The organism is Paenibacillus chungangensis, from assembly GCF_042675905.1.
In the GTDB taxonomy this organism is placed as follows: domain Bacteria; phylum Bacillota; class Bacilli; order Paenibacillales; family Paenibacillaceae; genus Pristimantibacillus; species Pristimantibacillus chungangensis.
Genome location: NZ_JBHTJZ010000011.1, coordinates 119,369 through 140,732, shown reverse-complemented (window position 1 = coordinate 140,732; position 21,364 = coordinate 119,369). Strand labels below are relative to the sequence as shown.

Sequence of the window (21,364 nt, the reverse complement as noted above, 5' to 3'; positions counted from 1 at the left end):
GGAATTAGAATGCAATGCTGAATAGGATGGGGTGGAGACGGATGAGACTTGAAGTGACGAACAGTCCATTCACAGAGGAGCAGGCAGAACTAATCAATCAACTGCTGCCTACATTGACAGAGAAGCAAATATATTGGCTTAACGGCTATCTGACCTTCTATCAGGGAAGGGGAGCAGGGGAAAAGCAGGCGGAAACGCTGGCAGCGGGCGTAGCGCAACAAGCTGCCGCCGTTGCGCTTGAGTCTGCGGCTGAAAGCGTTGTACAGCAGCAGCTGCCCGCCGAGGCGACGATCTTATTCGGCTCGCAGACGGGCAATTCCCAGCGACTGGCTGGCAAGCTGGCGGATAAGCTGAAGGGGCTCGGCATTGCGGTTACGTTGTCGGCGATGAATGCTTATAAGACGAACGGGTTGAAGAAGGCGACGCATCTCTTTATTGTGGCCAGTACGCACGGGGAAGGCGATCCGCCGGATAATGCGCTGACCTTCCACGAATTCCTGTACAGCAAGCGGGCGCCCAAGCTGACGGAGCTGCAATACGCCGTATTGTCGCTGGGCGACAGCTCGTACGAGTTCTTCTGCAAGACGGGTCAAGACTTCGATCAAAGGCTGGAAGAGCTGGGGGCGAAGCGGCTGACGGATCGCGTCGATTGCGATCTTGATTTCGAAGAGCCTGCCGCAGGCTGGATGGCGAATGTCGTGAAGGCGCTTCATGGAGACGGAGCCACCGCACAGCAGCAGGCTGAGGGAAGTACGGTGCCGACAGTGATTGTTGGTGGCGCTTCTTCGCCTGCAGATCAGGAGACGATCTATTCCCGTACCCATCCATTCCAGGCCGAGGTGCTGACCAATCTGAACTTGAATGGCCGCGGCTCGGATCGGGAGACGAGACATTTGGAACTGTCGCTTGAGGACTCCGGATTAACGTATGAGCCCGGCGATTGCGTGGGCATCTATCCGGAGAATAGCCCGGAACTGGTGACAGCGATCCTGAACCAGATGAAGTGGGACGCGAACGCTCCTGTTATCGTAGGCAAGGCGGGAGAAGCAGTCAGCTTGTACGATGCTCTGCTGAAGCACGTAGAGATTACAGTGTTGACCAAGCCGCTGCTGGAGAAGGCTCAGCCATACTCCGAATGTGGCGATCTGGCCCAATTGCTGCAGGCTGAGAACAAGAATGAGCTGAGAAGCTATGTGAAGGGGCGGGATGTACTGGACCTGTTGACGGATTTCGCTCCTTGGCGACTGACGGCTGCGGATTTTGTCGCATTGCTACGGAAGCTGCCGCCTCGTCTCTATTCCATCGCCAGCAGCAATCGGGCCAATCCTGACGAAGTGCACCTGACGATTCGGAAGGTGCAGTATGACGCGCATGGCCGCAAGCGTGACGGGGTATGCTCCGTTCATGCGTCGGAGCGATTGAAGGAAGGCGATACCCTTCCGGTATTCATCCAGCATAATCCGGGCTTCAAGCTTCCGGCCAATCCGGATACGCCGATTATTATGATCGGGCCGGGCACAGGGGTCGCGCCATTCCGTGCGTTCCTGGAGGAGAGAGAGGAGCTGGGAGCGGAGGGGAAGAGTTGGCTGTTCTACGGTGATCGCCACTTCGTTACGGACTTCCTGTATCAGACGGATTGGCAGCGGATGCTGAAGGACGGCGTGCTGACGAAGCTGGAAGTCGCCTTCTCGCGGGACACGGAGGAGAAGGTGTACGTACAGCACCGAATGCTGGAGCATGCGGCGGAGCTGTACGCTTGGCTCCAGGAAGGCGCCCACATCTATGTATGCGGCGACGAGAAGCATATGGCTCACGATGTGCATGATGCGCTTCTGACCATTGTCCAGGAGCAGGGCGGCAGAAGCCGGGAACAAGCTGCAGCATATGTGAATGAATTAATTGCGCACAATCGTTATCAGCGAGACGTGTATTGAATACAATTGAGCGTATAGCCGCGAGCGGAAGTGAAGGAGAGGGGCTGGACGATAATGGCGAAAGACAGAGAGGTTGAACCGGTGGGCGGGCCGCCGAGCGATGTGGAAGTATTGAAGCTGGAGAGCAACTACTTGCGTGGATCGCTTGTAGAGACGCTGGCCAATCGGATTACAGGCGGCATGTCGGAGCTGGATAATCGGCTGATGAAATTCCATGGCAGCTACATGCAGGATGACCGCGACGTTCGCATTGAGCGCCAGAAGCAGAAGCTGGAGCCGGCGTATCAATTCATGCTGCGCGTGGTGACGCCGGGCGGCGTGGCGACTCCGAAGCAATGGTTGGAGGTCGACAAGCTTGCGCAGAAGTACGGGAACAGGACTATCAAGCTGACGACGAGACAGGCGTTCCAGCTGCACGGCGTGCTGAAGTGGAATTTGAAAGAAACGATCAAGACGATTAACGATGCCATGCTTACAACATTGGCGGCGTGCGGGGACGTCAGCCGGAATGTCATGTGCAATCCCAATCCCCATCAATCCGATGTTCATGGCGAAGTGTTCCATTGGTCGCAGCAGCTGACGAAGCATCTTGCACCCCGTACGCCTGCCTATCATGAGATATGGCTGGACGGCGAGAAGGTGAATATGGAAGAGCTGCTGGGACCGAGTGAGATTGCGGTTGCTGTGGACGCTTCAGTGGGGGAACCATCTGTATCAGATACATCTGCTACAGATGTGGAACCGATCTATGGGCGGGTCTACTTGCCGCGCAAGTTCAAGATCGGAATCGCAGTGCCGCCATCCAATGATGTGGATGTATTCTCCCAGGATATCGGGTTCATCGCGATTGTGGAGAAGGGCAAGCTGGTCGGCTTCAATGTGGCGGTCGGAGGCGGCATGGGGATGACGCACGGCGATACGGCCACGTATCCTCAGTTGGCAAGAGTGATCGGCTTCTGTGAGCCTGACCGCATTCTGGACGTGGCAGAGAAGACCGTCACCATTCAGCGCGATTATGGTAATCGCTCCGTCCGGAAGTATGCCCGGTTCAAATATACGATCGACCGACATGGACTGGAGTGGTTCGTGGATGAGCTGCATGAGCGGCTGGGATGGCAGCTGGAGGCTGCACGTCCGTATCACTTCGACAATACGGGAGACCGTTACGGCTGGGTGAAAGGGAAGAACGGCAAATGGCACTTCACCATGTATGTGGCCAGCGGGCGCATTATCGATCAGGACGATTGTCGGATGATGACGGGACTTCGGGAAATCGCGAAGCAGCATAGCGGCGATTTCCGCTTGACGGCTAATCAAAATCTGATGATAGCCGGCGTAAGCAGCAAGAAGAAGGCGAAGATCGAAGAGCTGCTGGAACACTATGGCATCTCGGAAGGCAGCCATCATTCGGCGCTTCGCCGCAGCTCCTTATCCTGCGTCGCTCTGCCGACATGCGGTCTTGCGATGGCGGAGGCGGAGCGTTACTTGCCGGATCTGATCGGCAAGCTGGAGCCTGTGCTGGAGGAAGCGGGCTTGCGCGATGAAGAGATCAACATCCGCATGACGGGCTGCCCGAACGGCTGCGCGCGGCCTGCGCTGGGCGAGATTGCGTTCATCGGCAAGTCACCAGGCAAGTACAATATGTATATGGGCGCTGGCTTCTCCGGGGATCGGCTGAGCAAGCTGTACCGCGAGAACATTGGCGAGGAGGATATTATCGATACGTTGACTCCGATTATTAAGCACTATGCGTCGGAGCGGGAGCAAGGCGAGCATTTTGGCGATTTTGTTATTCGTGCGGGTTATGTCAAGGCCGTGGAATCAGGTCTGGATTTCCATAGCTGATTAGGACAAGGATAAGGATTGAGATACGCAAGTGTTCCTGAGGATAGTCGGGGATGCTTGCGTATTTGGCGTGGGGGCAAACAACCTGGGGAAAGAAGGATGAGCGTTTAAAAAGAGATAGCTAATTTCACGATTAATTAGTATACTAGGTTAGAAGGGGTCGATGCTAATTGTCTACACTAACCAAATACCAAGTGATTGTCAACGATATTAAAGCTAAAATAACGAGCGGTGAATGGCCGCCTGATACGCTGATTCCGTCGCAAACGGAACTGGCGCTATTGTACGACACAAGCGAAATGACTTCACGCCGTGCGTTATCGGAACTGGTGAACGAAGGCTTGATATACCGCCTGCGGGGGAAAGGTTCTTTCGTTATGGGCTCCTCAGGGTCAGGCACCGTGGGGCCGAAGGGACAAGCGGTGGAAGCTGCCACGAGCAATAATGGTCTCGAGCGCGTCTATCTGGTGCATAACACAGGCGCGAGCATTATTAATTTGGAGCACCGGTTTTATGACGATATGCTTCAGGCGATCCGTGAGGAAGCTCACAGGCGCGGTCTCGGGGTCGAGTGGTGGGATTATTCGCTGAACGGCAAGCTGCCTGACGAGCCGAATGCAGGGTTCATCGTGACGACGATGGGCGTTCGTGATTTCACTTCAGAGCATATTGAGCGCTGGAAGAATGAAGGTCGCAATATGGTGACCGTTCATTCCTACTTCCCGCAGTTCCCGGTACCTTATGTCATTATTGATAATTTGACGGGGGGGTATCTGGCCACCCAGCATCTTGTGGAACTGGGACATCGACGGATCGGCATTCTGCTTACCGGCTCGTCGCTCGTGGATCTGAATCAGGAGTTCTCGCTGCGGCTGCAGGGCTACAAGCTGGCCTTGAATCTCGCTCATATTCCGCTGGATCCGCAGCTGGTGCATGTAGTTGACGGGGAGATAGAGAGCCAGCAATTAGGCGAGCTGGGCTTTCAATATTTCGATCAGCTGGAGCAGCCTCCCACCGCTATATTTGCTACTAGCGATCTGAAGGCATACGGCTTGTCGCGAGCTGCTCAGATGAAGGGGCTGTCGGTTCCCGGCGATCTCAGCATTGTCGGGTACGATAATATGCGATTCGCGGAGTACGCCGGCCTGACGAGCGTTAATCAGAATTCATCCGATATGGGAAGGAAGGCCGTGGACATTTTATGCTCTAACAGAGCGATGAAGAACGATAGCGAGTCACTGAAGGACGAGATTGTCCCGGAGCTGGTCGTCCGCCGCTCGACAGGGCGTTGTCTGTAAAACGCCCTGCTTGTGTTGCATAGCCCATCATAATCCCAACCATAGACCGCTTGTGTTCGTGCAGGTCTATGGTTTTTTTCTCGTTAAAGTGATTGAAAAAATAAGTATTGACATAGCTAATTGACTAATTTAGAATACTAACTATAAACTTAGATGCATGTTAGAATTCTTTTTGTTGCGTAACGGGAGGTGATTAGAGAAAGGGTGGAGCGATTTCGATTGTGAACAGGGCTGGCGGAAGGCTGGCAGGCAAGAGGATGATAGCAAAATTAAGGGGGAGTAACCAATGATCCGTACGAAGAGAATGACGAGCTTTATCATGGCGCTGCTGATGATGGCAGCTGTCATTAGCGGATGTTCACAAAATGAAAGCGCTAACAATAACGCAGGGATGAAACCGTCCGTAGCGCCTAATCAAACGGGGGGAAATGGACAAAACGAAGCGCAACTGGAGGGGACGCTAGATATTGTTCTTCCGCAGCAGAGTAGTGAAGTATGGAATAAAGTCGCTGATGCTTATATGGAGAAGCATCCTAAAGTGAAAGTCAACGTCGAGATTAAACCGCTCAAGGGCTATAAGGAATGGCTCACTGCCCAATTCGCTGCGGGAGATCCTCAGGTTGATTTGGCTGTCATTAATGAAGTAGTTGATTTGCAAGCCCAGCGCAAGTTTGTTAATTACTATCCATGGTTTGACAAGGAGAATCCGTATACAGGAAAGGCCTGGAAGGATAGTTTTAATCTGGAGGCGATGGGGATCAACCTTGGCGCAGTCGGCGCGGATGACTCCCTGTATGCGCTGAATTTCGAAACCGTTCAAATCTTGTGGTTGTACAACAAAGAAATTTTTGCTGAGATGGGTGTCCAAGAGCCGCCGAAAACGTTCAATGAGTTAATCTCCATCTTTGAGCAAGCGAAGGAGGCTGGTTATACTCCGTTTGCACTCGCAGGCGATTCCGCTTCCATCTGGTCCGGCCAGGCTGGCTGGTTGATGCGCATATACCCGGATCAATATTTCCGTGACAGCATCCAAATTGCCCGTTCCCAGGAACAGGATTATACGTACAACCCGGATATTGACGATAGCTGGACCTATGATGCAAGCGATCCATACAACGACTCCGAAAGCAAGGTCTCGAAAAATCCGATTCGCGTATGGAAAGCGATCGAAGAGCAGCAAGGTGATTACAAGGTGGAGGGCAATCCGAAATGGAAGGCCGTTATGGAAAACCTCAAAACAATGTTCAGCTATACACCGGAAGGGTTCTTCGGAATTAATGACGCGCAGGCATACAAGTTATTCCTGACTGGGAAGGCTGCGGTCATGCTTGGCGCTCCTTCCGCGTACTGGCAGCTTCCGAAGGATTTCTCGGATGCCGAGAAAACTGGAGCACAGGACGGCGTTAAGCCATTTCAATTCGGCTTCTTCAATATGCCTTCGATGGAAGGCGAGCACGTCCAGGCGCCAGCCCGCACGATTCAACTGCCTATCGGCTTCTACGGGCTTGTGCAGAAGGATGCAAAGCAGACAGAGCTGAGTGTTGATTTCTTAATGTATCTGACCAGTCCGGAAGGCTACAGCGTCTATGTAACCGCAATTCAGAACAGCCGTGATGCGGCACTGAACGGTCCGCCTGCACTGAACGATATAACGCTGCCGGAGGAGATGGGCAAGGCATTCGCTTCATTCGAGCAGATCGGCAACCTGGAAGGTCTGCAGGGGCCGGCCAATACAATCGCTCGGGGTCTACAGGATTACCAGCCATCTGTTCAGGAATACGTGAGTTTGGTGCAGCAATACTTCTATGACAAATTGACAGTGGATGACTATTTGTCCAAGATGCAGGAACAGATGCTCCGCTACTTGCCGGAGGCTCTTACATTCCGCAAGCTGGATCTGTCCGACCTGGACAATCCGGAACGTCAGCCGCCGAAGCGCGAATAGCGATATGCTCGTTTGCCGCTCCATAAAGTGTGGCGGTATATATAAGACAGGAACAAGAGACGAATGATCGCTACACGCATAGAAAGGTGGTATTCCCGTGAGGCTGAGCGCAGTACTATCGGCGGCATTAAGCGCTGTTCTGTTCATCATGCTCGCAGGCTTGGCGTCCGCGGAGAACTTGCAATGGACGGTCGGCCATACTTATATTACTTCGCTTGAGGTGCGGGGAGACGGGCAGGCGATTGCCGTCGGAACGTACGATGCGAAAGCGGTGGTATTCGATGCTAATGGACAGCCGCTATATGAATTTCAAGCCAAAAACGTTGTAACAGGCGTGTCCTTCATGGAGGACGACAGCTTGCTGGTTGCCTCCGATGACCGCCATCTGTATCGGATCGGACCGGATGGCGGTGTTATATGGGACATTAACCTGAAGCGTCCGGTAACCGCTGTCTCCGTCTCTCGAGACGGGACGACGGTACTCGCACTGCTTAAGGGCTCCAAGACGGCCTATCTGTTCGACAGGGACGGGAAGCCGCTGGATGAAATCGATATCGGCATTCAACCGCGTAAAGCGGATATGTCTGGCAATGGCGAATGGATCGCTCTTGGCGGTTCTAACCAGTATGTCTATGTGTTTAACGGCAAGCTGGAGCACGTCGGCAAGTACAGCGTCTCCGGTACAATAGACGCCTTGTCAGTCACGGATGATGGCCGAGTCGTCGCCGGTACGTCCGCACGAAGCGTGTATATCTTCGAAGCGGACGGCATTAGTCGCGCGGAGTTCTCCGCTGCGGACTCGATAACTGCAGTTGCAGCCACCGATGACGCCCGTTACATTGCCGTGTCCGACTTCGCAGGCAATGACTACGTGCTGAATGGAAGCGGCGCGCTACTGTGGAAGGCCTCCGGCAGCGGAGACAGTGCGGGCCGGGCAGTCGCTGTCAGCCCGGACGGCAGCTTGCTGTACAAGGGGTCCAGCCTTGGCGTTGTACAGAAGCTGGATATCGGAAGCGTGATCGTATCTGCCAAGCAGCAATTGGCGGCAACCCGGATCACTGTAGCTGTAGCGGCTGTTGCCGCAGCGGGCTTGCTGTCATGGCTGATGATCTACTTGAAACGCAGAGGGAAGCTTGGACTGTTGAAGACGGTATGGCGCGAGCGGTCAAGTTATCTAATGCTTCTGCCGACGTTCGGGTTGATTGGCATCTTCCTGTACTATCCCGCCTTCTCCGGATTGTTTCATTCCTTCTACGATTGGAATCCCGGAGGGCGCTCGACGTTTATCGGACTGGCCAACTACGAGCGTATGCTGAACGATCCTTACGTAAGCAAAGGGATCGGCAATCTCGTCCTGCTGCTTGCTACCGGACTGTTCAAGACTGTGGTGCCGCCACTGATCGTGGCCGAGCTGATTTATTATTTGCGCAGGAAAAGCTCCCAGTACTGGTTCCGTACCGCATTCGTCACATCGATGATTATTCCGGCGGTGGCGAGCTTGCTTATCTGGCAGAACTTCTATGATCCCAACGTTGGCTTGCTGAATCAAGCCCTGCAGGCGGTTGGTCTCGGTGAATGGATACGCTCATGGCTTGGCGATCCTAATACGGCAATCTGGGCGATTATCTTCATGGGCTTCCCGTTCGTCGGCATCTTGCCTTTGTTGATTTTCTATGCCGGATTGATCTCTATTCCGCAGGATATGATCGAATCGGCTAAGATCGATGGCGCAAGCACCGGCAGAATGATCCGATCACTGCATCTGCCAATGCTGTCAGGTCAGATCAAGCTGCTTGTTATTCTCGCCTTTATTGGCATTATTCAAGACTTCGGCGGCATCCTTATCGTGACGGGCGGCGGTCCGCTGGATTCGACTTATGTACCGGCGCTGCAGATGTATTATGCCGCGACCCAGTTCAATGACCTGGGATATGCTTCGGCGCTTGGCGTAGCGATGTTCGTCGTTATCCTGGCGCTGACGATAATCAATATGAAATTTTTCAAAACTTCAACGGATTAAGAGAGGAGACTGGACACGCATGATGAAAAGCGCGACCGACCCTCTGAAGCTCGCCAGCGCTTCGCGTTCAGGCAGTTATGGACTCAGGTGGCGGGCGGGGTTCCAGCAGTTTATTCTCTATGTGCTGCTATCAGCGATCCTGCTGCTGACGTTGGTTCCGATCTTGTTCATGGCCGTCAGCTCACTCAAGAGCAACGCGCAAATTCTCGGCAGCTTCTGGGGTCTGCCGTCCCCTCCACAGTGGGACAATTTCTCCGAAGCGGGAGCGGCGATCTGGCGTTATGTCATGAATACCGTGCTTTATGCGCTAGGCGGCAGTCTGGCTGTCATCGTGCTCTCTACGCTCGCGGGGTATGTATTCGCCAAGAAGCAATTTCCGGGCAAAGAGACGTTGTTTATGATGATGCTCGGTCTGATGATGATACCAGGCATTTTGACGCTCATTCCCTCTTATGTGCTTTATGCCCATATGGGGCTGACCAATACACCATGGGTTATCCTTCTGCAAGCGGCCGCAGGCGGTCAGATCTTCGGTATCTTCCTTAGCCGTACATTCATCGCCGGCCTGCCGAACGAAATTTTCGATGCGGCTCGGATCGACGGAGCAGGAGAACGCGAGATCCTGTTCAAGCTGGTATTTCCGCTGTCAATGCCGATTATAAGCACGATTTTCATTATGCAAGCTGTGGGCATCTACAACGATTATATATGGCCACTGCTTACGATTAGCGATGCGAAGATTCAGATGCTGGGCGTTGGCTTGACCTTGTTCATGAATCAGTTCGGGATTACGGATATGGGCGTGCAATTCGCTGCGTATACAATCTCGTCGTTCCCACTAGTCCTGATTTTTTCTTTTGGCATGAAATACTTTATCCAGGGAATGACATCGGGCGCAATCAAAATGTAGAGGATGGGGAGGATGCATATGAACGGTAAAGGGTGGAGGAAGTCTGCAATCATGGTTGTGGCGATCGCTTTTTTATTTACTGGCTTGATGCCTGTAAGACCAGCTGAGGCTGTATCGACGGAGGGTGCTTTGGATATTACCAATATGAACAACCTGGTCTCTATCAATTACTCGCTGTGGTTCAATCCGGTCGTACCGACCGGAGGGGGCGCAGTGTCCGATATTCACCAAATTCTAACCGATTCGGGTGTGAACAAGACGGCTCCTGTCTGGGGACCGCTGTACAACTTCCACTACTGGGCGAAGCCGGCTCTAGGCTACTATCGTTCGGATGACGCTGCTGTCATTCGCCAGCATTTGCTTCAGTTGGAGGAAGCCGGCATCGATTTCATCATTATTGATAATACCAATGCCCGCAGCACATGGGATACGACCTATTATGAGGACATATTCGCCAATCCCGCTGCCGTGTTCCTGAATACGATGCTAGAGATGAGGAATGAAGGGTTGAGTACACCGCATGTTGTGTTCTGGACCGGGACGTGGGGCGATGACCCGAATTCGGCATTCACCGGGAACGATATTTATAACCGTTTCTATACGGCTGGCCAATATGACAACCTGTTCGTGCAATATGACGGGAAGCCTCTGCTGCTGGTGACGGATACACAGCCGACTTCCTTGTCCGCATCGTTTACCATGCGCAATATGTGGGGTCTGCAGCCTTCATTGGCCGATAAGGAGTGGTCCTTCTTGCAGCCTCATCCGCAAAATGTAGGCATGAACGGCGCGCAGAAGGAACAATTGTCGGTGTCGACAGCCTTCCAGCAGAGCTACATATCTGATTTCGATTCAGCTACGCCGCGCAGGGGAGGCATTACATTCGCTGCTCAGTGGAAACGCGCTTTCGAGGAGCGCCCCAAAATCGTTACATTAACCTGGTGGAATGAATGGATCGCACAGCGGTTCGAAGATGAAGCGGGAAATACCCGATTTGTCGACAACTTCACATACGAATACAGCCGCGACATCGAGCCGGTCGAGGACGGGCATGGAGATGCCTACTATCGCTACATGAAGCATTATATTGCTGATTATAAATCAGGTAAGCCGTTCCCGCTCGGTCTGGTAGAGGAGACGGTCGATCTGGGCGGCTTCGAGAGCGGTCTTGAAGGATGGAAGGCGGGTGCCAACGTCGCCCAGTCTGTCGTCAATTATTCGCAAGGCGGCGTGAGCGTGCCTGCCGCATTCGAACAGTGGAGGTTGCTGGACAATCTAAGCAGTCCCGTGAATGGCGACGATTGGCGAACCGTCTATCGCGAGTTTGAACGGACAGTTGACGTCAGCGAATATCAGCAGCTGAGTGTGGCGCTTTCCCATTGGGCAGGTGCGCCGGGAGCGACCGGGTATGAAGCGAAGATCAAGCTGACCTCCGCGAGCGGTCACTTGCTGGAGCAAACCTATGAGACAACGCATGACGTGTGGCAGCTGCTGCGCTTGGACTTTCGTTCATGGCCTTATCGCAATGAACTAAAGCGCATCGATGTCAGCTTCAGAGCGGTAGGCGGCAATGAGCCGTGGTCAGGCAAATTTTTTGTCGATCAGGTCCAGCTGTCAGGGAGGGAACACAACCTAGGAGATTTCGAATTCGGCACGGAAGAATGGAGCAGCGGCAGCAACGTTAGCTCAGTGGCTGCCGTCTTCGGCGGAGGGCCAACGACTCCAGCAGCGGCGAGCGGCGCGAAACTACTAAGCATACAGGGTATGGCGGTGAATGGAGCGGTGCCCAAGCGTGTCACGAAGACATTTTCGTCACCGCAGAACTGGTCCGCCTTCTCGTCCTTCAAGGTGGCCCTTAGCGGCTGGGGCGGCGCGCCGGGAGCGATTGGCTACTTAGCCCGAATTAGGCTGACGGCTGAGTCGGGTGCGCAACTGAGCAAGCGGTTCGCCATTCCTAACCCGTCCGGTTGGAAGGAGCTGGCGATTGGCTTCGCCTCCTGGCCCTATAAGCATGAAGTGACGCAGATAGATATTGAGTATGCGGCCGTTGGCGGTAATGAGCCATGGTCAGGCAAGTTTTTCATCGATGCTGCAAGACTTGGCAAATAAGTGAAGACTTATCGGAGGAGAGAGAGATGCTTAGTGTATACGATCTGACATGTGAATATAGAAGAAATCCGATCGCTATCGAGCAGCAGCAGCCGAGACTGAGCTGGAAGCTGCGCGCTGATACACGAGGGGTGATGCAGTCCGCTTATCGGATACAGGTGGCGCAAGACCCTGAATTCAGCAAGCTGGTCTGGGATACGGGCCGCGTCGACAGCGACAGCTCGGTACTGGTGGAGTACGGTGGGAAGCCGTTGCACTCCCGATCCCGTTACTTCTACCGCATACAAGCATGGGATGCCGGCGGACAATCGTCCGATTGGAGCGAGCTGGCCTTCTGGGAGACTGCGCTACGGCATGACGAGTGGCAGGCTGCATGGATTTCCTCGAGTTGCCGGCAGGCTGAAGAGGCGGAGGCGTGCGATTATATGCGGCATGAATTCACTATCGGCCAAGACGTAGTAAGTGCCCGCCTGTATGTGACTGCGCAGGGGCTGTATCGCATCTATGTGAATGGCCTCACCCCGGATGACTCGCTGCTTGCCCCCGGTTGGACCAGCTATCATCATCGCCTGCAGTATCAGGCTTATGATGTGACGGGGCTGCTCGCTTCTGGCGCCAATGCACTTGGCGCTATGGTCGGCAACGGATGGTACAAGGGCAATCTGGCCTGGGAAGGCAAGCGCAACTTCTACGGTGATGAGCGGGCATTGCTGCTTCAGCTGCATATTGTATATGCCGACGGATCGGAGGAGGTGGTCTGCTCAGACGATACATGGCAATGCAGCAATGGAGCGCTGCAGCGCTCGGAGCTGTACCACGGAGAACTGTACGATGCCAGGCTGGAGGAGACCGGGTGGAGTGAACCGGACTTCCGGGGAGAGCAGTGGCAGGCGGTACGAATCATCGACCGTGAATATGAAGGACTCGTTGCGCAGGAGAGTGATCCGATGCGGATCGTGCAGGAGCTGCAGCCGCTGCAGCTACTGACTTCGCCGCGCGGCGAGACGATCGTTGACATGGGGCAAAATATGGTCGGATGGATAAGATTCACGGCTCAGCAGGAGGCAGGTGCAATAATCGAGCTGCAGCATGCTGAGGTGCTGGATCGCGATGGCAACTTCTACACCGGTAATTTAAGGACAGCCAGCCAGACCGTTACTTACATCTGCAAAGGAGGCGGCGAGGAGACCTATGAGCCGTTCTTCTCGTTCCAGGGCTTCCGCTATGTGAAGGTGACGGGAATGCCTGCCGAGGAATTGCTGGAGCGAATGACGGGCTGTGTCGTGCATACCGATATGGAGCCCACGGGATCATTTCAGTGCTCCGATCATATGCTGAACCAACTGCAGCGCAACATCGTCTGGGGGCAGAAGGGTAACTTCGTCGATGTGCCGACAGACTGTCCGCAACGTGATGAGCGCCTTGGCTGGACCGGGGACGCCCAGGTATTCATCCGAACGGCAGCCTTTCAATTCAATGTTGCTCCCTTCTTCACGAAATGGCTGAAGGATGTAGGGGCAGACCAGCAGTCTGACGGCGCTGTACCGCATGTTGTGCCGGATATCCCCGGCGTTGGTTATGGTTCCTCCGCATGGGGGGATGCAGCAGTAATCTGCCCTTGGACGATCTACGAATGCTATGGCGACCGCCGAATTCTAGAGAGCCAGTACAACAGCATGAGGGCCTGGGTAGACTATATACGTGCGCAAGGCGAACAAGAATATCTATGGAACACCGGCTTTCACTTTGGAGACTGGCTGGCGCTTGACGGCAAGGCGGACAGCTCCTTCGGAGCCACACCGAACGATCTGATTGCGACCGCCTTCTATGCATACTCGGCCGACCTGCTTGCCAAGACGGCCGAGGTGCTGGGCAAGTCGGACGACGCCGAAGCCTACAGGGAGCTTAACGGCCGGGTCGTTCACGCCTTCCGCGCCGAGTTCGTTACGCCTTCCGGACGCGTCGCTTCACAGACCCAGACAGCGTATGTGCTGGCATTGATGTTCGACTTGCTGGAGGAGCGGGACCGTCCACGAACGGCTGCGATGCTTGCCGAGCATGTGCGCGCGAGCGGCACACATCTGACGACCGGCTTTGTCGGAACGCCGTATCTGTGCCTGGTGCTCAGCCGGTTCGGCTATACTGAGCTGGCTTACGAGCTCGTGCTGCAGAAGGAATATCCGTCATGGTTGTACTCGGTCAGCAAAGGCGCAACCACGATCTGGGAGCATTGGGACAGCATTAAGCCTGATGGCAGCTTCTGGAGTGACGAGATGAATTCTTTTAACCATTATGCTTACGGTTCAGTCGGTGAATGGCTGTACCGGATTGCCGCAGGAATCAATTTGAAGCAACCCGGCTACAAGAGCATTCAGCTCCAGCCGCATATAAGCGGGCAACTCTCTTATGTGAAGGCGGAATTGAAATCGATGTATGGAGATATTGTCTCGGGATGGAGACGGGATGACGACGGTGCGATTCAATTGGAGGTGACCGTCCCGGCGAATACGACAGCAGAGGTCGTAGTGCCGGCCGGCCGTCGGGACATTACCGAACACGGCACGGGGATTGATGGAATTGAAGGAGTGCTGGAAGTTAGTGAGGATGCGAAGCGAGTCACCCGGCTGAAGCTGGGCTCGGGCACATACTGCTTGAAGTTATCTGCATCCAGAGAACATTGTGATGAGGCAATGCCGGAGGCGGCCATCCGCATGCCGTAATTGTGAGCGGGTCTATGCGCATACGCATAGGCCTGTTCTATTTTGGTTGATTTGGCAATAAGCATGTCAATTGTCAGGGGTTTGTTCTTTTCTTCCAACTTCTTAGAAACAGCTTGCAATATCGCAATACGAGTTAAACAAAGAAACATATATGCAAACGACAGACAAGTTGCTGATAACGTCATTTGCTATACTTGGGAGGTTAATGCTATCTACTAATTATGTGAGAATCGAGGCGGGAAATGATGAAAAAATCGACGATTGGCGCTCAATTGTACACGCTTAGAGATTATTGCAAGGATGAAGAAGGATTGAAGCAGACGCTTCATAAAGTAAGGGAGATCGGATACGAGACGGTACAAGTATCGGGAATTGGTCCCATTGCGCCAGAAGCGGTGAAGCGCGCCGCGGACGAAGCGGGTCTCAGCATATGCGCTACCCATGTCAGCTTCGATGAGATTAGGGATAGCTTCGAGGCGACGGTAGAGAAACACAAGTTATGGGGATGCAGCTACATCGGTATAGGCGGAATACCGACGCCATATCGCGAAGGGGAAGAAGGTTATGTCAAGTTCGCACGTGAGGCTAGCGAGCAGGCCAGGAAGCTGAAGGAGCAAGGCTTACAGTTCATTTATCACAATCATGCATTTGAATATCAGAAGTATGCGGGGAGAACGGCGATGGATATTCTCCGCGAAGAGAGCGACGCCGGCGCATTCGGGTTCGAGCTGGACACGTATTGGGTGCAGGCGGGCGGCGCCAATCCGGTTGAAGCGATCTATGGGGTGAAAGGGCGCATGGGCGTCATTCATCTGAAGGATATGGCCATTATCGATAATAAGCAGGTGTTCGCCGAGATTGGCGAAGGAAACCTGAATTTCCATGAGATTCTGAAGGCTTGCCGCGAGACGGGAGTGGAGTGGTATGTCGTCGAGCAAGACGTATGTCCTGGCGATCCATTCGAAAGCTTGGCCATCAGCTACCGCTATCTTAGCGGGCTGGCGGAATAACGTGAATAACCGGCGCGGGCATAGCTCGCGCCGGTTTCTTTTAGCTCAGATTAGCGAGAAGCGATAGAACCTAGAAAACAGGTAGAACCGAGTGATTTTGTACGATTTTTCGTTACTACTTAGCTACTAAGCAAGTAGGAGCTATCGCTCAGAATGGTCACATAGAAGCGGAAAAATAGAGGAAAGTGTGCGCTATCGCTCATTTTGCTCACATAGCCCCGTCAAGCGTGCCTCGTACCGAATGGACCTAAGTAGTAACGAATTTTCGTATAAAAGTGGCGTGAAGCACCCAGGTAGCAGTAGTTTTTTTACGATATTCGTCTTGGACAGAGGGTTCATGCCATGCAAGAGATGAAGGCGACCGACTCCGGTCGCCTTCATGTCGCTACTGATACATCGCATTAGTTATTTACTAGTTGAAGGAAACGGCGAGTTCGCACGCGCTGCTGCAAGTTCCTCCTCCTTGCGCGGCAGAAGCAACGTCAAGCTGACGAGCGTGACGAATACCGTAGCACCCATATCCGACAGGATGGCGATCCATAACGTCAGCCAGCCGGGAATCGTCAGCAGGAGCGCGAATATCTTCAAGCCCAGAGCGACGGTGATGTTGAAGCGGATGATCCGGTTCACGCTACGCGCCGTTCGGATGGCGCTCGGCAGCCTGCCCAGATGATCCTGCATCAGCACGATGTCCGCGGTCTCGATCGCGCTGTCCGTGCCCTTGCCCATGGCGATGCCGAGCTGGGCGGATGCCAGCGCGGGCGCGTCGTTGATGCCGTCTCCGACCATGCCCACTTGGCCGTCTGCGGCGAGTTCCTTCACGCGGCGCACTTTATCCTCCGGCAGCAGGCCGCCTTCGCAAGAGGTCACGCCGACAGCGGCTGCCACCTTCTCCGCCGTAAGGGGATGGTCGCCCGTCAGCATGACGGTCCGCTTAATGCCCAGAGCGTGCAGAGCGGACATGACGGCCGCGCTCTCTTCCCTTATTTCATCCTGTATGCCGAACAGACCAAGCACCTTATGCTCGTCGGCTCCGATGACAATCGTGAGACCGTCCGCCTTCATCTCGTCGATCCGCAACTGCACATGCGCGGGAACGGCAAGATGAGCTATGCAAGCTTCATTGCCGAGCCAGTAGCGCTGGCCGTCGATCAGGGCTTCCAGCCCTTTCCCCGTTACTGTCTGCAGCGATTCCGTCTTCTTCACGGTTATGCCTCTGTCCAGCACAACCTTCATAATCGCCTTGGCCAGCGGATGAGAGGAGCCGTGCTCCATCGCTCCCGCTGCTGCCAGGAAGCGTTCTTCATCATAGATGTCGAGCTGTGCGACATGCGGCTCGCCCTTGGTCAGCGTGCCGGTCTTGTCGAAGGCCAGCGTATCGAGCTTGCCGAGCTGCTCCAGATAGACGCCGCCCTTCACCAGGATGCCGCTGCGCGCATTGCGCGAGATACCGGATACGATGGCGATCGGCGAGGCCAATATCAGCGCGCAGGGACAGCCGACGATAAGCACCGACAGTCCTTGATACAACCACGTCTTCCACTCCTGCTGCAGCAGCAGGGGAGGCAGCACCGTGACAAGGGCGGCGATGATCATGATGACAGGGGTGTAGTAGTGCGCGAAGCGGTTGATGAACAGCTCCGTAGGGGTCTTCGTCTCCTGGGCTTCGCGTACGAGATGCAAGATACGTGCCAGGGAGGAATCCTTATAGGCCTTGTCGATGCGAATATGCAGCAGTCCCTCGTTATTGACGCTCCCTCCGTAGACAGTAGTGCCCTCCTCCTTGTCAACGGGCATTGATTCGCCGGTAATCGCCGCTTCGTTCACGGAGCTGCTTCCCTCGATAATGGTACCGTCGGACGGAATCTTGGCACCGGGCTTGATGACGACGATGTCTCCCGTCCGCAGCGTCTCGATAGGGACGACGACTTCCTCATCCTTCACCAGACGGACCGCTTCCTTCGGCGCCACCTGCAGCAGGGCTTCCATGGAACGGCGGGCCTTCTCCATGCCCTGTCCCTCCAGCCACTCATTCAAGCCGAACAGGATGGCAACGAGGGTCGCTTCCTTCCATTCGCCTATTGCAACAGCTCCGACCAGCGCAACAGTCATAAGGGTATCCATCGTAAATTTCCATTTGAAAATATTGCGAAGCCCCTTCATGAACGTCACATAGCCGCTGAGCGCCATAGGGATCAAGTACAGCGCCAGTCCGGCCCACGGCACCAATTCGTCGCTCCATAGCAGAGCTGCTGCATACATGGTGGCGGAGACGATGACGAGGGTGAACATCCGTCGATGTCTTCCGCTGTCTGCCGTGCCGGATGTCTCGCGTTCGAATTCTCCAGATTCGCCGCTCATGTCGAGCGATGCGCCTTCTTGCTTCAATATCTTCTCCACCTCGGGGATCGAGACGGCTGAATGGACGGACAATATGCCGCTGTTATAGCTTAGGCGAGCGTCTTCTCCGCCCTGAAGCTTGCGGATTTCCTGCTCCATCTTCCCAGCGCAGTGCCCGCACGTCAGGCCTTGCACGCGATATTCCTTCACGTCGGCGTTCATGATGATAGTCACTCCTTACCAACATATGAATATTTGTTCATATAATATGTTTTTTGTGGCTGGATGTCAAACCCATTTTGAAGGGGTGACCCCATTGTTCTTTATATTTTAACAAATTGTGCGATTTTCCACATGACGGCTATGGAGCAATGAGTCGTCATATGTTACCATTTGTACAGAATATAAACTTTAATGAAGAGGTGGATTATGAATAAGAAGAAGGGATCGCGCTCCTTCGTTGTCTATACAGCGATAGTAGTCGCATTAATCGTCGCATTATTTGCCGTGAACCAGCTTCAGGAGAAGAAAGAGAATACCGACAAAACGCTGAGCGAAGCGCCGTCCATCGAAGGGCAGCCGGTCATAGGAGAGGAGAACGCGCCTGTAACCGTTGTTGAATTCGGAGATTTCAAGTGCCCGTCCTGCAAAGCATGGGGTGACGTGAACTGGCCGCAACTGAAGAAGGACTTCGTGGATACCGGTAAGGTGAAATTCGCGCATGTGAACGTGTTGTTCCATGGGGAAGAGTCGCGCATGGCTTCGCTTGCCAGCGAGACGATCCTGCAGCTGCATCCGGACCAGTACTGGACGTTCCACAAGGCGCTGTACGATGCTCAGCCTGCGAATCATGACGACTCATGGGTAACCGAGGAGAGCATGCTTGCGATTGCGAAGTCGGCCATTCCAGAGCTGGACGAGCAGAAGTTCATGGACACGATGAAGGCTGAGGCGACGGTGAATGCCGTCAATTATGACATCTCGCTCGTCAACAAATTCAACGTGCAACTGACGCCAACGATTATGGTGAACGATACGATGGTTGCCAATCCGATGGACTATGCTTCCGTTAAAGCGGCTATCGAGTCCGAGCTGAAGTAGGGGAGCGAACCGATGAGTAGGAACGCATTGAACCTGGCTTGGCTGGTGGCGGTGGTCGCTACGCTTGGCAGCCTGTATTTCAGTGAAGTGAAGGGTTTTATTCCGTGTGAGATGTGCTGGTATCAGCGCATTCTGATGTATCCGCTCAGCGTCATATTGGGCATTGCCGCCTTTCACGGCGAGCGCTCTGTTCGCAAGTATGCACTGCCGCTGTCCATACTGGGCATCTTCGTATCCGCGTTTCATTACATGGAGCAGAAGATACCGGGTTTTGCCGCTATTAAGCCGTGCGCGCAAGGCGTTCCTTGCGATATTGCCTATATTAACTGGCTTGGATTCATTACAATACCGTTCCTGGCGCTAATCGGCTTTATTCTGATAACGGTGCTGCTGCTGATGGCCAGACCGACGGAGCAGGGGGAATAACGGCCATGCGGGGGAACGTACTGCTGATCGAGGATGATGCCTCGATCAGCGAGATGGTGTCCGATTACTTGCAGAAGGAAGGCTATCATATTACGCTGGCGGAGAGCGGGACGGCTGCGCTGGAGCGATTCCGCGAAGGCGCGTACGATCTGGTGCTGCTGGATCTGATGCTTCCCGGCATAAGCGGGCTGGAGCTGCTTCAGCAGTTCCGCAGCACCAGCCGCGTGCCGATCCTCATTCTGTCCGCCAAGGATGGCGAGGTGGACAAGGCGCTAGGGCTGCGGTTCGGCGCCGACGATTATATGGCCAAGCCGTTCTCCTTGCTGGAGCTTGCTGCCCGCGTGGAGGCGTCCATTCGCAGAGCGACGCAATATGCGGCCGATGCGGCGGCAGGCCGTGAGAGCACAGCTGAAGTGTCCGAAGCGCTCATAGTAGGCGAGCTTCATGTCGATCCTTATAACTACTCCGTGAAGAAGCGGGGCGAGGAGCTGAAGCTGACGGCGAAGGAATTCAACATTTTGAAGCTGTTCGTGCAGCATCCTACACGAGTCTATACGAAAGCGATGCTCTATGAGCTGGTATGGGGAGATGCCTACTACGGCGATGAGAATGTCATTAATGTGCATATGAGACGGCTGCGCGAGAAGATCGAGGACGATCCGTCCAATCCCCGGTATATCAAGACGCTATGGGGCATTGGCTATAGATTGGGGGAACAGTAGTATGACTTGGCTATGGATTGGCCTAAGTGTTGTACTGCTGTTTCTTTATGTGCGGGAAAGGCTGCGTTATCGCCGGTTAAGCCGCAGCGTCACTTATATGACAGGGAAGCTAGACGAGATTGCGGAGAGGGAGGACGGCTCCGGGGAAAGGCTGCGGCTGATGGCCGCAGACAAGGAGTTAAGAGAGCTGCTCCGGGCGATTAACGAGCTGCAGGAGAGAGCAAGGCGGTCGCAATCCGACTACAGGAAGACCGAGCTGGCGATGCGAAAAATGCTGGCGAACGTATCCCACGACCTGAAGACGCCGCTAACCGTCGTCATAGGGTATGCGGAGATGCTTCATCAGCAGGAGAATCTGACGGATGAGGAGCGAAGCCGCTTGCTGGGCAAGGTGTACGAGAAGACGTTGGAAGTGCTGACGCTGATAGAGCAGTTCTTCGATCTCGCCAAGCTGGAAGCGGAGGACAGCAAGCTGGAGCTGAAGCGACTGGAGGTGTCCGAGCTGTGCCGGCGCAGTATCCTGGCGTATTACGAGCTGCTGGCGTCGCGCGGCTTCACCGTCGATGTCGGCATCCCGGATGAGTCTGTCCACGTCTACGGCAATGAAGAAGCGCTGCTTCGCATTCTGGACAATCTCATCTCCAATGCCATCCGATACGGCTCAGACGGGGGCTATATCGGGTTGTTCCTCAGGCTGGAGCAGGAAGAGGTGCGCATCGAGGTGACGGATCGCGGCAGAGGCATTCAGGAGTCGGATCTGGATCGGGTGTTCGAGCGGTTGTATACGCTGGACGATTCGCGCAACCGGAATTTCCAGGGGAGCGGGCTGGGGCTGACGATTACGAAGCGGCTGGCGCAGCAGATGAAGGGAAGCGTCGAACTGGCCAGCCAGCCGGGCGTTCAGACGACCTTCACAGTTGTCATTCCCCGAATGAAGCCATTGCTTAAGAAATAAGTAAGATTCTCGAAACAAAAAAGAGAACG

At 54.3% G+C, this 21,364-nt stretch carries 14 protein-coding genes; 13 read left to right on the top strand and 1 reads right to left on the bottom strand.

The features are described 5' to 3' along the window. Positions 1-41 precede the first annotated feature (41 nt). From ACFQ2I_RS10250 to ACFQ2I_RS10210, 9 genes are all read left to right on the top strand, one after another. Positions 42-1,934 carry an assimilatory sulfite reductase (NADPH) flavoprotein subunit gene (locus ACFQ2I_RS10250; RefSeq protein ID WP_377564247.1) on the top strand — a complete coding sequence of 631 codons (1,893 nt, stop codon included), beginning with the start codon at positions 42-44 and terminating at the stop codon, positions 1,932-1,934. 54 nt (positions 1,935-1,988) lie between these two features. Further along, the gene (gene cysI, locus ACFQ2I_RS10245) at positions 1,989-3,779 is read left to right on the top strand and encodes an assimilatory sulfite reductase (NADPH) hemoprotein subunit (protein ID WP_377564027.1); all 1,791 of its coding nucleotides are present in this window, start codon (positions 1,989-1,991) and stop codon (positions 3,777-3,779) included. Positions 3,780-3,949: 170 nt separating this feature from the next. After that, entirely contained in the window at positions 3,950-5,077 is a 1,128-nt protein-coding gene (locus ACFQ2I_RS10240; RefSeq protein ID WP_377564025.1) for a GntR family transcriptional regulator, read from the top strand. 286 nt (positions 5,078-5,363) lie between these two features. After that, on the top strand, positions 5,364-7,022 hold the full coding sequence (locus ACFQ2I_RS10235) for an ABC transporter substrate-binding protein (RefSeq protein WP_377564022.1): 1,659 nt from the start codon (positions 5,364-5,366) through the stop codon (positions 7,020-7,022). Positions 7,023-7,119: 97 nt separating this feature from the next. Continuing rightward, positions 7,120-9,042, top strand: a complete 1,923-nt coding sequence (locus tag ACFQ2I_RS10230; RefSeq protein WP_377564020.1) for an ABC transporter permease subunit — start codon at positions 7,120-7,122, stop codon at positions 9,040-9,042. Between the two features lie 19 nt (positions 9,043-9,061). Next, positions 9,062-9,952 carry a carbohydrate ABC transporter permease gene (locus tag ACFQ2I_RS10225; RefSeq protein WP_377564018.1) on the top strand — a complete coding sequence of 297 codons (891 nt, stop codon included), beginning with the start codon at positions 9,062-9,064 and terminating at the stop codon, positions 9,950-9,952. Between the two features lie 18 nt (positions 9,953-9,970). Further along, a complete protein-coding gene (locus tag ACFQ2I_RS10220) occupies positions 9,971-12,061 on the top strand; it encodes a hypothetical protein (RefSeq protein WP_377564017.1) in 2,091 nt (696 codons plus the stop codon). A 26-nt stretch (positions 12,062-12,087) separates the two neighbouring features. Continuing rightward, on the top strand, positions 12,088-14,781 hold the full coding sequence (locus ACFQ2I_RS10215; protein WP_377564016.1) for a family 78 glycoside hydrolase catalytic domain: 2,694 nt from the start codon (positions 12,088-12,090) through the stop codon (positions 14,779-14,781). 245 nt (positions 14,782-15,026) lie between these two features. Continuing rightward, positions 15,027-15,791, top strand: coding sequence for a sugar phosphate isomerase/epimerase family protein (locus ACFQ2I_RS10210; protein WP_377564015.1), 765 nt, complete (start codon positions 15,027-15,029; stop codon positions 15,789-15,791). A gap of 405 nt (positions 15,792-16,196) precedes the next feature. On the opposite strand, the gene ACFQ2I_RS10205 is transcribed toward ACFQ2I_RS10210, so the two are convergent. Beyond that, positions 16,197-18,353, bottom strand: a complete 2,157-nt coding sequence (locus tag ACFQ2I_RS10205; protein ID WP_377564014.1) for a heavy metal translocating P-type ATPase — start codon at positions 18,351-18,353, stop codon at positions 16,197-16,199. Between the two features lie 207 nt (positions 18,354-18,560). On the opposite strand from ACFQ2I_RS10205, the gene ACFQ2I_RS10200 reads away from it, so the two are divergent. The 4 genes from ACFQ2I_RS10200 to ACFQ2I_RS10185 are packed head-to-tail and all read left to right on the top strand — an operon-like array spanning position 18,561 to position 21,335. Next, a complete protein-coding gene (locus ACFQ2I_RS10200) occupies positions 18,561-19,232 on the top strand; it encodes a DsbA family protein (RefSeq protein ID WP_377564013.1) in 672 nt (223 codons plus the stop codon). A 12-nt stretch (positions 19,233-19,244) separates the two neighbouring features. Beyond that, on the top strand, positions 19,245-19,658 hold the full coding sequence (locus ACFQ2I_RS10195; protein WP_377564012.1) for a disulfide oxidoreductase: 414 nt from the start codon (positions 19,245-19,247) through the stop codon (positions 19,656-19,658). A gap of 5 nt (positions 19,659-19,663) precedes the next feature. Then, positions 19,664-20,380 carry a response regulator transcription factor gene (locus ACFQ2I_RS10190; RefSeq protein WP_377564010.1) on the top strand — a complete coding sequence of 239 codons (717 nt, stop codon included), beginning with the start codon at positions 19,664-19,666 and terminating at the stop codon, positions 20,378-20,380. A 1-nt stretch (position 20,381) separates the two neighbouring features. Then, entirely contained in the window at positions 20,382-21,335 is a 954-nt protein-coding gene (locus ACFQ2I_RS10185) for a sensor histidine kinase (protein WP_377564008.1), read from the top strand. Positions 21,336-21,364: the final 29 nt, after the last annotated feature.